Origin of the sequence: Brucella sp. TWI559 (assembly GCF_039674265.1) — a bacterium.
GTDB classification, from domain to species: Bacteria; Pseudomonadota; Alphaproteobacteria; order Rhizobiales; family Rhizobiaceae; genus Brucella; species Brucella chromiisoli.
Map to the genome: position 1 here is coordinate 328,783 of NZ_JBDJNE010000002.1, position 16,255 is coordinate 345,037.

Consider the following 16,255-nt stretch of genomic DNA (forward strand, 5'->3'; position numbering starts at 1 on the left):
GGAATGTGGAAAGTGGGAAATCCTGCTTTCCAAGGAGGTCGCATTGCTGGCTTATATATCCGGGCGGTTCGTATCGCTCTTACTTACGACGCTTGCGGCTTCCGTCATCGTCTTTTTGCTAATGCAGGTTTTGCCGGGAGATCCCGCAGCCGTGATCCTCGGGATCAATGCGCAGCCGGAAACACTGGCTGCATTGCATCAGCAGCTGGGCCTCGATCAGCCGCTCTGGTGGCGCTATCTTTCGTGGATCGGTGGCTTTCTGAAAGGTGATTTCGGCACAAGTTACACCTATTCAGTGCCGATCAGTGAATTGCTCGGCCCGCGCATCATGGTCACGCTGCCGCTGTCTTTGCTTTCCATGTTGCTTTCGGTGGCAGTTGCCATTCCGGTGGGCGTTTATGCAGCATCAAAACGCGGCAAGACTGGCGACGTCCTTTCCATGGGCGTGGCACAGGTTGGCGTTGCTATTCCAAATTTTTGGCTCGGACTGCTCCTCATCCTTTTGTTTGCTTTGCAGCTTCGATGGTTCCCGGCTTCGGGTTTCGCTGGCTGGGAAGATGGGGTCTTGAACGGCCTTCGGTCGTTGTTTTTGCCCGCTTTGGCTCTTGCTTTGCCGCTTGCCGCCATCCTTGCCCGTGTCACACGCTCGGCGGTGATTGAAACATTGGGCGAAGATTTTGTACGCACCGCGCGCGCCAAGGGGCTGACACGCAAGGCGGCACTCTGGCGGCATGCGGTACCCAATGCACTGATCCCCGTTGTCACCATCATCGGCCTGCAATTTTCATTCCTGCTGGCGGGAACCATCATCATCGAGAATGTTTTTAATCTCCCTGGCCTGGGGCGTCTGGTGTTTCAGGCGATTGCACAACGCGATCTTGTGACCGTGCAATCACTGGTAACGCTGCTCGCCGCATCTGTGATTGCCGTCAATTTCATTGTTGATCTGGTCTATGGCTTCATTGATCCCCGCCTTTCGACAGGAGGCAACCGATGAGTGATGTTCAGGTGTCCGCCAAACCAAACCGCTTTCGGACATTGTTTTTAAGCCGTAGCCTTATGATTGGCGCGTTGATTACAGTTATTCTGGTGGCAATGGCTGTCGCGTCCTATTTTTGGACGCCCTATTCGCCAACCGCCATGAATTTCCGCGAAAAATTGCAAGGGCCAAGCCTTACGCATCTGTTTGGCACAGATAATTTTGGCCGTGATGTCTTTTCGATGATCATGGTTGGTGCGCGCAATTCCATCGCTGTGTCACTTATTGCTGTATTGGTTGGCGCGGGTCTTGGCATTCCACTTGGAGCGTTTGCTGCGGCGCGCGGCGGAATGATCGATGGTTTTGTGATGCGCATGACCGATCTGGCCTTTGCATTTCCGGCATTGCTGACCGCCGTCATCATCACGGCCATTTTTGGCCCCGGTGCGGTTAATGCAATGATTGCCATTGGTATTTTTAACATTCCGGTCTTTGCCCGTGTCACACGTGGTGCATCGCTCGGCCTATGGAAACGCGAATATGTGCAGGCAGCGCGCTGCGCAGGGCGCGGCGATATATCGATCACGCTTTTGCATGTACTGCCCAATATCAACCATGTGTTGATTGTGCAGGCGACAATCCAGTTCGCACTCGCAATCGTTGCCGAAGCCGGCCTGTCTTATGTTGGACTTGGAACGCAGCCTCCAATGCCAAGCTGGGGCAAGATGCTCAATGATGCGCAGACATTTATCTATGACGCGCCGTGGCTCGCAATTTTCCCCGGCCTTGCGATCACCTTCGCAGTTCTGGGTCTCAATATGCTGGGTGATGGTTTGCGTGACGTGCTTGACCCACGCGTGAGGAGGCAGAGATGACCACACCTTTGCTTGAAATGGACAACATGTCCGTCGAATTGCCATTTGGCGTGCGCACGGCTGACATCGTGTCGGGCATCACGCTTACGCTTAATCGCGGCGAACGGCTTGGAGTTGTCGGAGAATCCGGCAGCGGCAAGTCCATCACAGCCCTTGCCGCCATGGGCCTGCTGCCTGACCGAATGCGTGTGCGTGGTACATTGCGTTTCAATGGTCAGGATCTGGCGAATATGCCGGAAGCGCAGCTTTGTAAAATGCGCGGACGGCGCATGGCGATGATCTTTCAGGAGCCGATGACCGCGCTCAATCCGGTTAAATCCATCGGCGCACAAATTGCAGAAGGACGTCGACTGCATTTGGGTGAAAGCCGAGCTGACGCGGAGCGCAAAGCGCGCCAGCTTCTCGACCGCGTTGGTTTGCCTGCACCGCGCTTTAATCTTGATCTTTATCCGCATCAGCTTTCAGGTGGCCAGCGCCAACGCGTGATGATTGCCATGGCGATTGCCTGCGAGCCTGATCTGCTGATCGCCGACGAACCAACAACAGCGCTCGATGTGACTGTTCAGGCGCAAATCCTTGATCTGATGGATGATCTGATCAATGAAACTGGAACGGCCCTGATGCTGATCACCCATGATCTTGGCGTGGTTTCAGAAATGACCGACCGCATTGCCGTCATGTATGCAGGACGCATTGTCGAAACTGGCCAAACGGACGCTGTATTTCATCGCATGGCGCATCCTTATGCGCGGGGCCTTTTCGCAGCTTCTCCTCATGGGGCTAATCTTGTGAGAGATCATTCACAGCCGCGACAGCGCCTTGCCGCAATTCCGGGCGTTGTGCCAGACCCGCTGGCACGGCCGCCTTATTGCAGCTTCGCGGATCGATGTGCTTTTGTCGAAGGTGACTGTCGTCAAATCATTCCACCGCTTGATCTTATTGGTGAAAGCGAAGGAACAAGCCATCGTGCCGCCTGTCTTCATCCATGCGAAGGCGAGGTGATCGCATGAACAAAATGATTTTGCAGGTTCGCAATGTCGTGCGCGAATATCAGCTGCCGCGCCCATCCTTTCTTTCGAAACCTGGATCGCTGCGTGTTCTGCATGGCGTGAATGTCGAGATTGAAGCCGGACAAAGCCTTGGTATCGTTGGTGAAAGTGGATCGGGAAAGTCCACGCTCGCACGTGCCGTCATGGGATTGGAACGTCCCCAGTCGGGCCAGATTCTGATCAATGGTCAGGATATTTACGCCCTTGATCGTTCCAGCCTACGCGAAGCGAGAAAAGGGTTTCAGGCAATTTTTCAAGACCCTTATGGCTCTCTTGACCCGCGCCATACGGTCAGGCGCATTATTTCAGAGCCGATTGTGTCTCTGGAGCGCGGCACAAGTAGCAAAGAGCGTGATGAGCGCGTGGCGGAAGTGCTGGAAGCCGTTGGCCTGCCGAAAGCTTCCGCCGAAAAATATCCGCATGAGTTTTCTGGCGGACAACGCCAGCGTATCGCAATCGCTCGCGCATTGATCACCAAACCCGCGCTCATCGTTGCTGACGAACCCGTTTCGGCGCTTGATGTTTCTATTCAGGCGCAGGTTCTTAATCTGATGATGGATTTGCAGGAAAAATTTGGCCTCAGCTATCTGTTTATCAGCCATGATCTTGGCGTTGTGCGCGCAATCACCGACCGCGTGGCCGTGATTTATCACGGCAATATTGTCGAACAGGGACCGACGAACGAAGTCTTCGATAACCCGCAGCATGATTATACGCGCGCGCTTGTCGATGCTGTGCCCAAGCCGTTTGCAGGACGCCGCAAACGCGCACGGCGCGTTGATTCTACACTCAGATTGCCGGAATGAAATAAGGGAACACCATGTCTGAACTTGCCGATTTGTCAGCCGTCGAACTCGTCTCCGCTTATAAAGCCAAATCCCTTTCTCCCGTTGAGGTTACGCAAGCCGTTATTGAGCGTATCGAAGCTTATGAGCCAAAGCTGAATGCGCTTTGGGCTTATGATCCTGATGCAGCACTTGCATCGGCAAAAGCTTCAGAAGAGCGTTGGGCGAAGGCGACACCTGCCGGTCCGATTGACGGTGTGCCGCTGACGATCAAGGAAAACATTGCCACGCAAGGCACAGCCGTGCCGCTTGGTTGTGCGGCATTGCCGCTTAAGCCTGCTGCGGTTGATGCCCCGCCCGCAGCACGCACCCGCGAGTCCGGTGGTGTGCTTTTGGCAAAAACAACCATGCCTGATCTTGGCATGCTCTCGTCGGGGCTTTCGAGCTTTCATAAACTTGCACGCAATCCATGGGATCTGACTACCAATCCGGGTGGTTCAAGTGCCGGTGCAGGCAGTGCAGGGGCGGCAGGTTACGGCCCGTTGCACATCGGGACCGACATTGGCGGTTCCATTCGTTTGCCAGCAGGCTGGTGTGGACTGGTTGGCCTAAAACCGTCTTTTGGACGTATTCCGATTGATCCGGCATTTCTTGGCCGCGTTGCAGGGCCAATGACGCGAACTGTTGCTGATAATGCGCTTTACATGTCGGTGCTTTCGAGACCCGATCGCCGCGATGCCATGAGCCTTCCTTATCAGGATATTGACTGGATGGACCTCAATATCGATGTGAAGGGCCTAAAGATTGGACTTTGGCTTGATGCCGGTTTTGGCGAAACAACCGGTGAGGAAACCCGTTTGGCCGTTGAGGCCGCAGCCAAAGCTTTTGCGGATGCAGGAGCGATTATCGAGCCGGTTGAGCCTTTCCTCAATCGCACCATGATTGACGGTCTTGATCGCTTCTGGCGTGCCCGCTCATGGGCAGATGTCTCGAAAATGACGCCGGAAAATCGCGCTAAAATCCTGCCTTATATTTATCAATGGACGGAAACTGCGAAATCGCTGACCGGCGAAGAAGTCTATACGGGCTTTGCGCAGATTGATGCTATGCGCTACGCAGCATTGGCCGCATCGAACAACTTCGATTTTATTCTTTCGCCAACCTCACCGATGCCGACCTATCCGGCGGAATGGGCTTCTCCTGTCAATGATCCGCAGCGTCCGTTCGAGCATATCGCATTTACCGTTGCGATGAATATGTCGGAGCAGCCAGCAATTTCAATCAACTGCGGCTATACGTCGAAGGGATTGCCGATCGGATTGCAGATTTTCGGGCAGCGCTTTGATGATCTGGGCGTTCTTCGGCTTGCAAAAGCTTATGAGGATATGCGACCAGCGCAAAAGCCATGGCCTATCATTGCAGGATAGAAAATGGCCGCGTCATGCGGCCTTTTTCTTATTTTGGTCTGAGTGGCGAACGTTCTTTATAACGATCCACTGCGGTGAGCTTCTGGATCAGCGGATCGGCATCGCGCCACGCGTAAATCTCCGTGCGCAAATATTCGAGTTCGGCCTCGAGTTCATCTTCCCCGATTTCTGTCCACCAGGATTTCGGACGTCCATCGCTGCCATCTGACCAGCGATAGCGGCGCTCTTTCAGTTTGTCTTTCATTTCAAAAGGGCTGTTTTCGGCATAAATTCGCAGCCGCGATTTCTGGCTTGATTTGAGCAATTCGGCAAAAGGAGTGGTCTTTCCCGATTTTTCCTTCAAAACGGCAAGCAGCGCCTGACAATCATCTTCGGCCCGGTGACCATTATGGAAATATCCGCTCTGGCCGATCAGATAGCCGAGCTTGGTTCCTTCAAACCCGCGTGCAGTCCAATCGATTTCCTTGACCGAACAGGCCCAGGGCTTGTTCTCGAAAACCGGCGAAAAACGCTCCAGAAAAGGCCGGTCAAAGCCCGCATTGTGCGCGATGATAATGTCAGCTTGAGAGATCAGCGCTTCCAGCTTTGCGCGCGGAATAATCTGTCCTGCAACCATTTCATCCGTAATGCCGGTGATGCGGGTTATTTCTGCCGGAATGGGCTTCGATGGCTCCTGCAAGGCGCTAAAAGTTGCGCAGACATCACCAATTGATCCATCATCAGCATAGCGGAAGGCCACTGCACCAATTTCGATAATTTCTTCCTGCGCGGCACTCAGCCCTGTTGTTTCCGTATCGACCACAACGCCAAGCCGTGGAAAAGCGAGCTTATCAGCATCTGGCACGGTCGGCGGCGGATCAAGGCGCTGTAATATGCGATAACGCCCGCTGTCTTTAAGAAGTTTGACCATTTCCGCTTCATCAGGACCCGTCATTTTTCCGGTTCTGGCGCGGGCAGTGCGCCGTGCTGTCCGTTTTTCCTCATCCACAACGGGAGGAGTAAAGAGGTCGAACTGATGGCGCATTTCATTTCTCCGCAATAAGGCAGCATCCTTATGCCCTTTGGGATTGACAAGGCGTGAAGCAATAAAATGGCATTTTGTTAACTCTGTACCAAGCCCGCAATATAATTAGTAACAGGTAATACCGGTGACTTGGCTCCACTGGGCACCTGTTGGCGAGAGGGCCGCACAAATGTCGGACGAGATTCAAAGCGTCGATTTCAATCCCGATGAATAGATGCTGAGAAATCGCTACGCCGCAGACATAATCACTTACTGTATCTGTGGATAAAAATTCCCATAAAAGACACCCCGATGATCATGTACCCGCTCGATATGATTGTTTATCATCAATTATTAGTTTTCACTTATAAAATATACACTGAAACTTAAATTCAGATCTACTTATAATCAACAAAACTTACCTTGACTTTCCAAATTGTATATCATTCGAAGTAACATTGAATTTGAATTTTTAACTGTTTTTTAACCTGCAGGATTACACGTGAAGTTCGTCCCACCTTTGCTGATCATGCTATTTGCAACGACGATATGCGGCGTATGGATGCTGGATATGAAGCGCAGGCATATGCTGTTTTTCGGATTAAGCTTTGCAACTTTCACATGTGGGTTGCTGGTCCAGATATTGCAGGTTTTTCCGCGCCTTGAGGTTGCGGCCCTTGTGGCAACGGCGTTTTATCTTGCTGCCTGCCTTATGTTTTGCGAAGCGGTCATGCTGCGGCTTGGGAAGCAGTTTTCACCATTTGCAGGTAGCTTCATCTGCGCAATAACGCTGATTAGTATCGGTTATATGACGCATGCGGGCATGCCATACGGGGACATGACAACAGCTGCCAACTTTGGCTTGGGCTCTTTGCTGACCATTCTTTGTTTCAAGTCTCGGGAATGGCGCAAAGGCGATTGGGTTGAGCGTATTTTTCACGATGCGCTGATTGTCTTCGCAGCCCATTTCTTTTTGCGCAGTGTTTTCACAATTGGAATGCTCAATGACGTCTTAAGCCCTGAGCAGCTTGTCGAGTCGCGGTATTGGGGGATCGCCACGATCGGACTTTCCTTCGCAGGGGTATTGTTAGGTCTTCTGATTTTGGTGGTCGCAACCTCTGATGTCATCAACGAATTGCAGCATGAGCGGGATGCAGATCCCATGACCGGTATCCTCAACCGCCGCGGACTCGAACGATATGCTAACAAGTGGCTAGCCACGGAGGATTACCAAAATCATGCCATTATCATGGCTGACATTGATCATTTCAAGGCAATTAACGATGACTTCGGTCATGCCGCCGGTGATCAATTGCTGATAGAGTTTTCAAACCTGCTACGCAGCATCGCAGATGGCAGCAGTATCGTTGCTCGCATTGGCGGGGAGGAGTTTCTATTGCTTGTAAAAGGTACACCGGAGCAATGTGAAATGTTCGGCAATAGGCTTTGTAACAAAATTGCGCGCTATCCTTTTTCGGTTTTGCCTCCTGGGCGCCGGGCGACCAGCAGTTTCGGCATTGCAATGCTGCGCCAACGTGAGACGTTATGGGCAGCCGCCGAGCGCGCCGACATAGCTTTGATGCGCGTAAAAAAGCGAGGCCGTAATCGAGTGGGTGTTGAAGGGCACGAGTTCCCGAGTGCCGTCCATGCTGATTATCTTCTCACCGCTTGATATAATTGTTGAGCAAAATTTTCGTTATATCTCCTGCTAAAATTCGGAGCGTAAATAATTTAGTTACCATAATTCTTCATGCTGGGCATGGCTTTCCAGTCAGCGCTTCGAAGCAAACCTATTCGCTTTTTCGCCGAATTCTTGTTGCAAAGGGCTGGCTCGAAATTTTATTTTATTCGGGTTTAGTACAATGGCGCTGGTTACAGATACATTTGATTCAAGATTTCAGTTTAATATAAATATCTGGAAACCCTTTACTGCACAGCAGCGCAGCAAACTGGCGCGTTTTGTTACATTTACCTGTGCCGGGCTGATTGCAGGCAGCTGCATGATAGGGGCATTCGGCGTTATGGAAGCGGCTTTGCCTGCTTTTGTACCTTTCGCCCCGGTTATGCGGCGTTTACCCGAGGCCATGCCACGGCAGCTTGGAGTGGTTAATCACAAAATCGGTATAGATCATGTGATCCGTCAGCGTTTTATCGAAGCCTATACTGCCAATATGCCTTATTCCAATCTCGATTGGCATCGTAACAAGCTGGATCACGATGCCAATATTATTGCTGATATCGGCGCCGAAGGTATCGTTGAAGAAAAGCCGGCAGCAGTAGCGCCCATAATCGAACCTCGCGCTGAGCGCGTGCCGTTTACTCCGGCAGCCGAAGCAAGCCCGGCGGTGACAGTTGTCCCTCAAACTGCTCCTTATCGGGTTCCACTGCAGGCTTCTGCTAAAGCAGCGCCTGAATTGTTTGTGCCTGAAGATGTACCGCTGCCGTCGCGTAAGCCAGTTGTTGCACAGCCGCGCAAGCAAGAGGCTGCCAAACTGGCCTACGCACCGGCGACTGAAAAGACCGAAGAGCCAAAGCACGAGGGCCTTCTCAGACGATTGTTTCGATCACCGACTGCTAAGCATGCAGCGATTTATGATATTTCTGCCGCAACCGTCTATTTGCCGAACGGTGAAAAACTGGAGGCGCATTCAGGCATTGGCCCGATGCGCGATAATCCGCGTTCTGTCACACAGAAAAACCGTGGTGCAACACCACCGCATACTTACAATTTGCGGATGCGCGAAAGCTTGTTTCATGGTGTGGCAGCAATTCGCCTGACGCCGGTTGATGGCCGCAATCCACATAATCGCGATGGTCTTCTTGCGCATACCTATATGCTGGGACGAAATGGCGATTCCAACGGCTGCGTTGTGTTCAAGAACTACGAGCGTTTTCTGCGCGCCTTTAAGCGCGGCGAGTTTGATCAATTGATCGTTGTTGAACATATGAATCCGACGCCGTCGCGCGTGGCTTCAGTTTTATGACGGCAGGGATCCGATCCCAAGCACAGGGCCGGGCGGATGCCTGACCCTGTGCTTGGGTTTCATTATCGTTGGGCGACAGGACGTATCAGCGGCGTAACCCGGCGGATCGTAACACGTCGATTTTCCTGTTCCGCAGATTGCGTGCGGATTTTCAGAAAGCGTTCGCCATAGCCTTGCGTTACCAGGTTTTCAGCCGGGATGTCATAGACTTCGGTTAACAGGCTCGCAACCGATTCTGATCGCTTGTCAGAGAGAATAAGGTTGGACAAATCCGAACCGACTGCGTCTGTGTGACCTTCAATGAAGAAGGTTTCTCCGGGATCTTTCTGAAGCACTTTATGCATTGCATCCGCAACTTTGCGCAGGGTTTTGGCCTGAGACAGCGATATCTCCGCACTGCCTGTTGCAAAGTGAATTGTATCAAGATCGATACGACGCACCTTATCGCGTAGACGCGCTGAGTGTCTGACTTCGTCAATTGTATAGACGCGTTCGATGCGCTCCACAGGCGGCCTTGCGAGGAAATTATAGAAGTCCCGATCGGGATCGTCGGCAACATCGATGATATAATCACGAACCGGCACAGTCAGACGCATCGGCGGCAGATCATAGCCCACATCGACAATTGCCGCGCGCGGCCCATCATCATAGTCAGGCGCATACATCATCAGATATTCATTGCCATCATCATCTATACGGGATCGCTGAATAATATCGCCATAGCGATTATAAACAGTCACGATTTCATAACCGTCAGGGCGCACGATTGTTTCGCGCAAGCGTCCACCGGGGAGTTCGTCATAATAGGAACGTTTGGCATCGCGACGCAGGCGAGGGCGGTCATCCCCACGTACAAAGATACGATCTCCAGTTTCCAGAATGACGCGATTGTCTACCTGCTCTATAACTTTAACATTCGTCACGTTGTTATTGATGTTGTTTACATTATTGACAGTCGTATTATTCACTACGGTATTATTCACAACCGTATTGTTGATAATATTCGTTGTGTCCGGCACGGCAAAGACGGGGGCTTGTTCTTTACGAACCCCTTCTTCTCTGAGATTTGCTTCCATCCTTTTGGGCAATTCAGCCTTCAGAGTGTCAGGAATTGCAACCTGCGCGGCGGCATCATCTGTGGGTGGGACAATGTTTTCTTCTGCTGCACGCTGCTGTTCGCGCTGTTTGCGGCGCTCCTCGCGTGATTGACGCCCGCCGCGATTGTCAGCGTCTTTGTCGCTGTCAAGGATCGCCGCACCATTTTCGATCGGAAGAACCACAGTGTCGTCGGTCTTTGCGGGATCTTTGGCTATTTCCTGATTGTCCGCATTGGTGCGCGGATCAACGATTGCCTCTGTGGGGGCGGCTGGTTGGTCCTGCTGCTGCGCACGCGGCTGTTCGACTGGTTGCTCGGTCGGAGTTTTCACTGGCACTTCCGCCGGTGCTCGCTGCTCTGGTGCTGCCTGATTATTCTCATCGGGTGCTGCTGACTGTGCGGGCGGTTCGGGATTCGTCTCTGGTTCACGAACAGGCGCGTCCGGCTCATGAGTATCAACAGGTGCGGGCGGTGTTGCAACAGAACGCTGCTTCTCCGCCTCCTGTTTTGCTGCTTCTTCAGCAGCCTTTTGGCGGGCCTGCTCCTCGATAGCCTTCTGCTGCTCTTCATTGGCCAGCTGTTCCGCAGCTTGACGCTTTGCTTCTTCCACGGCCTTTTCTTGTTCGCGCGCTTGCTTTTTGGCTTCTTCCTGTGCGGCCTCTTGCGCTTCATCGGCGCGGCGCCGCATTTCCTCTTCTGCGGCACGCTGCTGTTCTTCAGCCTGCTGACGCGCCTGCTCGGCCTGCTTGCGCAATTCCTCTTCGTTCAAGCGCTGCTGTTCAGCTGCCCGCTGTTGCTCTGCGGCTTCGCGCTGAGCCTGCTCGGAGGCACGCTGCTGCTCCTGCGCCTGACGGTCGGCTTCTTCCTGAGCGGCTCTTTGCTGTTCCTCTGCCTGACGGCGGCTTTCTTCCTCCGCCGCACGTTGCTGCTCTTCGGCTGCACGGCGCGCCTCTTCTTGAGCGCGTCTGAGCTCTTCTTCCTGCTGTTGTTGCAGGCCCTGATCGTCAGATGGCTGGTCGCTGCTATCTTGCGCAAGCAATATCAGTGCATTAGGCGTTTCCGCGCGCGCAGGCTGCGTAATCATAGATACTGTGAGTGCCGGTAAGACGACCGTTGCAAGAAGCATCAAGCGCTTCGAACGAATAGACATGTCGCAGCTCCTTAGAGCATTTCCAGCAAAAGCGTGAGCCGATTTCACATTAGGAAATGCGTAGAATTCAATAAAATAGAGCGGCAGCTTCGGAAGCTTCTGCTTGTCCCGAGACCGCTCTATCAAAGGCGGATATTGCGGACATCACCTTTGGGTGATGTCCCTTGATGGCTACCATCGATATTTGCTAATTTAGAGCAAAGTGCGACAGCTTCACACAATCGTTAGCTGTTAAATAGTGAACTCAGCCTGAATGGCGATATTGCGGATTTAATTGCTTTATCAAATAAAATGAATGGCTTTCACAGAATGCTGCCGCAATCGTTTTAGTTGATGAGTCCTGAGCCTAAACGGCCGACTGTTATACCAGTGTCATCTATTTTTCTTATCAGCCTCTCCACACGCTTTACACAGTGGAGATTCTTGATATGCGCAGACTGCTTCTCTCTCTTGCCTCCGCAACCATGCTGACGACAGCGGCTGGCGCTGCAACCGTCTACCCGATTGACCGGGCGACAATCCTTGTTAATTCGCCTTTCGATTTCAAGGTTGAGTTCGATAAGGTCGTGAAGCCCGAGGACGTGAAAGTTACCGTCAATGGTCAGGACTACGAGGCTGTATTCGGCAGCAAAGCCGACTTTACCGCTGAAGAAAAGGGGACTGAAGATAAGGTTTTGGGTTCTGCGCTTATTCTGCGTGGCCTGACGATCGGCAAGCCAGGCGATTATAAGGTTGAAGTTTCCGCCGGTGATGAAACCAGGTCTGTCAACTGGGATGTTTACTCGACCGGCAAGGAAGCCAAGGCGAAGAATATTATCTTCCTGCTTGCTGACGGTCTCTCGGTTGCTCACCGTACCGGCGCCCGTATTATGTCGAAGGGCATGACTGAGGGGAAGGCCAATGGCCGCCTCAACATGGATGATATTCCGCCAGTCGCTTTCATTGGCACATCGTCCACCCATTCGATTGCAACTGACAGTGCCAACACCATGTCGGCTTATATGACGGGGCATAAGTCACGCGTGAATGCACTTGGCGTTTATGCTGACCGCACGCCTGATACCCAGGACGATCCGAAGGTCGAAACCATTGCAGAGGCTCTGCGGCGCGAAACCAAAAAGTCGATTGGCATTGTTTCAACAGCCGAACTTGAGGACGCCACGCCTGCAGCATTGGTTGCACACACACGCAAGCGTTCCGACAAGGCTGATATTGTCGGCATGATGTATAATGTGAAGCCGGACGTGCTTTTGGGTGGTGGGTCGGCTTATTTCCTCGCCAAGGATGTTCCGGGTTCCAAGCGCAAGGACGACAAGGACTATATCCAGTTGTTCAAGGATGCCGGTTACGCGCTGGTCACAAGCAAGGATGAGCTTGCTGCATCGGGTACGTCCAATCAGGATAAGTTGCTCGGTCTTTTCCATACTGGCAACCTCGATGTGACGCTTGATCGCGAATTCCTCAAGAAGGGCACGGTTGACAAATTCCCGAACCAGCCGGGTCTTGTGGAAATGACCAAGACTGCTCTCGAAAAGCTCTCCAAAAATCCGGATGGATTCTTCCTGATGGTTGAAGCTGCGTCGGTGGATAAGATGAGTCATCCGCTGGATTGGGACCGCGCACTGGTCGAAACCATTGAGTTCGACAAGGCTGTTGGGGTTGCCCGTGAATTTGCTGAAAAGAATCCGGATACGCTGATCATTGTCACCGGCGATCATACCCATGGCGTTGCGATCATCGGTACGGTCGATGATGAAAAGCCGGGGGATGAAATGCGCGAAAAGGTCGGCACTTATGATGCCGCCGGATTCCCGAACTACGAAGACACCAATGGCGACGGTTACCCGGATCGTATCGACGTGTCGCGTCGTCTGTTCCTTTCGGCCAACAACGGCCCGGATCATTATGAAACCTTCCGTCCAAAAATGGATGGCGCTTTCGTGCCAGCCGTTAAGAACGAGAAGGGCGAATATGTAGCCAATGAAGCCTATAAGGACGTTCCGGGCGCAGTCTTTGTTCAGGGCAACATCCCGAAAGAAGATGATAGCGGCGTTCACGCGGTCGACGATGTCGTTCTGCAGGCAACGGGTCCAGGTTCTGAGGAACTGCGTGGCTACATGGAACAGAGCGATGTTTACCGCGTGCTCGCTGACACTTTCGCGCTTGGCAAAACAAAGTCCGAGTAATCACGTTGAAATGAGGGCAGGCGGGCAAACCGCCTGTCCATTTATTCCGGGAGTACAAGATGCGCGCAGGACAGCATTTCAATCGCAGGCAATTCACGCTTGGCGCATTGGCAACCGTGCCCTTGATGTGCATTGCTAACAAGGCCAATGGCGCGGAGCAGCTTGGCTTCGATAATCTTTATAAAAGCTTTGGCGTTCTGGGCCTGGAATTCTCCGATCAGGTCAAAAACGCTTCCGGCAAAGAAGTGGCAATCAGCGGGTTCATGGCGCCGCCACTCAAGGCGGAGGCCAATTTCTTCGTTCTGACCGAAATTCCGATGTCGATCTGCCCGTTTTGCTCGTCGGATTCCGACTGGCCGGATAATATCATCGTCGTCTATCTGGCGTCCAAACAGACATTTGTGCAGTTCAATGCGCCGATCTTGACATCGGGCACACTGGAATATGGCTCCTGGACCGATCCAGAAACGGGCTTTGTCAGTCAAATTCGCCTGCGTAACGCTTCCTTCAAAACGGTCTGATGATGAACCTTATCAAGCATTTGGGGTTGTCACTCGATATTGCCAATCTGGAAGTGCGCTTTCCGGGGCTTGAGCTGCCGGTTCTTGCCATTGAAAAGTTCAATCTGGTCGCTGGTGGTCATCTGGCGATCACAGGAGCATCTGGCTCGGGCAAAAGCACGCTGGTCAATGCCATAACTGGCCTTGAGCCGATCAAGACTGGAAAAGTCGTCTGGGGTGGAACGGAAATCAGCAGCTTGTCTGCCTTCAAGCGCGATGCCTTTCGCGCCCGGAATATCGGGCTTGTGATGCAGGATTTCCATCTGTTTCCCGGCCTGTCAGCGCTGGCCAACGTGCTTTTGCCACTCAAACTGAGTGGCAGGGTGAAGGCTGAAGATCGCGCACGGGCTCTTCAATTGCTTGAAACGGTCGGTATTGCACGACCTGCCCAGCATATCGAAACCTTGTCGCGCGGTGAAATGCAGCGCGTGGCGATTGCGCGCGCGCTTCTTTCAAAGCCCGGTGTGATCGTGGCTGATGAGCCAACAGCAAGTTTGGATCAGAAAACCGGTGCCGATGTTGCAGAGCTTCTGGTGCGGCTTGCGAGCGAGGAGAAGGCGACATTGGTTGTTGTCACGCATGATCCGCAGTTGATGCAATATTTGCAGCGCCGCATTCGTCTTGAAGGTGGAAGGATTGCAAGGGACAGTGCGGAGACAGCATTATCATGATTGCATTCATTCTTGCCGATCTACGCCGTTTCTGGAGTGGTGCCGTTGCGATCATAGTTCTTTTGGCGTTGTCGGTTGCTTTAAGCTCTGTTGTCACTTTGCAGGAGAGGGCGGTGCGGCTTGGCACGGCGCGCGCATCGGACAAGTTTGACCTTGTGATCGGTGCTGCCGGAAGTGACACGCAGCTCACATTGTCATCCGTCTTTTTGCAACCATCACCTTTGCCGCTGATGTCTGGTGCGATGCTGGGTAAGCTTGCCGATGATGATCGCGTGGCTTTTGCGGCACCCATTGGCTTTGGTGACAGCGCAATGGGTTTTCCGATTGTCGGCACAACAACCGCGCTCATCTCGGCCTTGTCGCCGAAACTTGCTGAAGGCGCGCTATTCTCGCGTTTGGGCGAAGCGGTTATCGGTTCGGCGGTCGATCTGCCAGTCGGAGCCAAGGTCAATCCTATGCACGGCACTGTCGAAACCGGCGGACACGCACATACCGAATTGAGCTATCATGTAGCAGGAAAAATGGCACCGACAGGCACGGCATGGGATCGGTCCATTCTGGTGCCCATTCGCACAGTGTGGCAGCTGCATGGTATGGAGGCTCATGAAGAGCACACTCATGCTGACCATGATGACGAGATTAATACCGATGCCGCCCTTGACGAGAGTTTCGATGCCGATAGCCCAGGTATCCCTGCTATTCTCGTCAAGCCGAAGACCATTGCGGATGCTTACCGGCTGCGTCAAGAATATCGCTCTGATCGGACATTGGCGATCTTTCCGGCAGAGGTCCTCACGCGGCTTTATTCAACATTGGGGGATGCCCGCAGTCTGCTGCTTGGTATCGCCATCAGCACACAGGTCATTGTGGTTTTCGCCTTGTTGCTGGTTGCGGTCATGCATATCGGCGCGCGTAAACGTCAGATAGGGGCATTACGGGCGCTTGGTGCGCCGGTCCGCTCTATCATGGCAATTGTCTGGGGTGAGTTGTTTTTCCTGCTGCTTCTAGGGATATTTCTTGGGCTGGCAATTGGGTATGCAGTCGCACAAGCCATCACATCATGGCTTACGGCAACAACGGCGGTCAGAATGCCTGTGGAGTTTGCGATGAGCGATGTCTGGCTTGTTCTCAGCTTTATCGCTGTTGCAGCGGCAGCTTCAATGGTTCCGGCGCTGATGACGCTCCGCATGCGGATTGCCACTGCACTGCGATCATAAAGGCTTTGTGTAAGCTATGTTATCATTTGCAAGTCGCACTTCAAACAAGAACCCACCCCTGTTATAAGATTTGTTTTAGCAAGTTAAAGTTGCGACGTTCCCAGCAAAATAGAGATGCGACAGGTGCTGACGTTCAGCCCCCATTCCGAGAGGCTGGTCGGAGTTGCAAACGAGGAATGGGGGCGGGTGAGTATCCACCTCTTCGGCTTTAGCTTTCTCAGTAGCAATTGTTCTGTCAGCAGTTGATACTCGGCTCACCTGCATCGGGCAGGA

Annotated in this window: 14 protein-coding genes; 11 read left to right on the top strand and 3 right to left on the bottom strand. The window is 52.8% G+C overall.

The genetic code is table 11. The features are described 5' to 3' along the window. The first annotated feature begins 43 nt into the window (after nt 1–43). Genes ABE530_RS05640 through ABE530_RS05660 form a run of 5 tightly spaced genes read left to right on the top strand, consistent with a single transcriptional unit; the run spans nt 44 to nt 5,115 of the window. Complete coding sequence (locus tag ABE530_RS05640) at nt 44–997, top strand: ABC transporter permease (protein ID WP_499693892.1); 954 nt, start codon at nt 44–46, stop codon at nt 995–997. Further along, nucleotides 994–1,854 carry an ABC transporter permease gene (locus ABE530_RS05645; RefSeq protein ID WP_499693893.1) on the top strand — a complete coding sequence of 287 codons (861 nt, stop codon included), beginning with the start codon at nt 994–996 and terminating at the stop codon, nt 1,852–1,854. The genes ABE530_RS05640 and ABE530_RS05645 overlap by 4 nt, the downstream gene beginning before the upstream one ends. Beyond that, nucleotides 1,851–2,864, top strand: a complete 1,014-nt coding sequence (locus tag ABE530_RS05650) for an ABC transporter ATP-binding protein (protein ID WP_499693894.1) — start codon at nt 1,851–1,853, stop codon at nt 2,862–2,864. Before ABE530_RS05645 ends, ABE530_RS05650 begins: the two co-directional genes overlap by 4 nt. After that, on the top strand, nt 2,861–3,709 hold the full coding sequence (locus ABE530_RS05655; RefSeq protein WP_499693895.1) for an ATP-binding cassette domain-containing protein: 849 nt from the start codon (nt 2,861–2,863) through the stop codon (nt 3,707–3,709). The genes ABE530_RS05650 and ABE530_RS05655 overlap by 4 nt, the downstream gene beginning before the upstream one ends. A gap of 14 nt (nt 3,710–3,723) precedes the next feature. Continuing rightward, nucleotides 3,724–5,115: an amidase gene (locus ABE530_RS05660; protein WP_499693896.1), complete on the top strand. Its 1,392-nt coding sequence runs from the start codon at nt 3,724–3,726 to the stop codon at nt 5,113–5,115. A gap of 28 nt (nt 5,116–5,143) precedes the next feature. Here the strand turns inward: ABE530_RS05660 and ABE530_RS05665 are convergent, their stop codons facing one another. After that, nucleotides 5,144–6,139, bottom strand: coding sequence for a 3'-5' exonuclease (locus ABE530_RS05665; protein ID WP_499693897.1), 996 nt, complete (start codon nt 6,137–6,139; stop codon nt 5,144–5,146). A 481-nt stretch (nt 6,140–6,620) separates the two neighbouring features. Here ABE530_RS05665 and ABE530_RS05670 point away from each other — a divergent pair, with 481 nt between their 5' ends. Together ABE530_RS05670 and ABE530_RS05675 are read left to right on the top strand one after the other, a co-directional pair. Then, nucleotides 6,621–7,790 (top strand): GGDEF domain-containing protein, encoded by a 1,170-nt coding sequence (locus ABE530_RS05670; protein ID WP_265984273.1) that lies wholly within the window; start codon nt 6,621–6,623, stop codon nt 7,788–7,790. Between the two features lie 328 nt (nt 7,791–8,118). Beyond that, nucleotides 8,119–9,102: a DUF2778 domain-containing protein gene (locus ABE530_RS05675; RefSeq protein ID WP_499693898.1), complete on the top strand. Its 984-nt coding sequence runs from the start codon at nt 8,119–8,121 to the stop codon at nt 9,100–9,102. A gap of 62 nt (nt 9,103–9,164) precedes the next feature. Here ABE530_RS05675 and ABE530_RS05680 read toward each other — a convergent pair whose 3' ends face one another. Beyond that, nucleotides 9,165–11,348 (bottom strand): OmpA family protein, encoded by a 2,184-nt coding sequence (locus tag ABE530_RS05680; protein ID WP_499693899.1) that lies wholly within the window; start codon nt 11,346–11,348, stop codon nt 9,165–9,167. Nucleotides 11,349–11,776: 428 nt separating this feature from the next. Between ABE530_RS05680 and ABE530_RS05685 the strand changes: the two genes are divergently transcribed. From ABE530_RS05685 to ABE530_RS05700, 4 genes are read left to right on the top strand one after another with little or no spacing between them, the layout of a single operon-like run. Continuing rightward, nucleotides 11,777–13,534 (top strand): alkaline phosphatase, encoded by a 1,758-nt coding sequence (locus tag ABE530_RS05685; protein ID WP_499693900.1) that lies wholly within the window; start codon nt 11,777–11,779, stop codon nt 13,532–13,534. Between the two features lie 59 nt (nt 13,535–13,593). Continuing rightward, nucleotides 13,594–14,055 carry a hypothetical protein gene (locus tag ABE530_RS05690; protein ID WP_499693901.1) on the top strand — a complete coding sequence of 154 codons (462 nt, stop codon included), beginning with the start codon at nt 13,594–13,596 and terminating at the stop codon, nt 14,053–14,055. Further along, the gene (locus ABE530_RS05695; RefSeq protein ID WP_499693902.1) at nt 14,055–14,765 is read left to right on the top strand and encodes an ABC transporter ATP-binding protein; all 711 of its coding nucleotides are present in this window, start codon (nt 14,055–14,057) and stop codon (nt 14,763–14,765) included. The genes ABE530_RS05690 and ABE530_RS05695 overlap by 1 nt, the downstream gene beginning before the upstream one ends. After that, nucleotides 14,762–15,982 (top strand): ABC transporter permease, encoded by a 1,221-nt coding sequence (locus ABE530_RS05700; RefSeq protein WP_499693903.1) that lies wholly within the window; start codon nt 14,762–14,764, stop codon nt 15,980–15,982. The genes ABE530_RS05695 and ABE530_RS05700 overlap by 4 nt, the downstream gene beginning before the upstream one ends. A gap of 75 nt (nt 15,983–16,057) precedes the next feature. On the opposite strand, the gene ABE530_RS05705 is transcribed toward ABE530_RS05700, so the two are convergent. Beyond that, a partial coding sequence (locus ABE530_RS05705) for a hypothetical protein (protein WP_499693904.1) occupies nt 16,058–16,255 on the bottom strand: 198 nt, incomplete at its 5' end.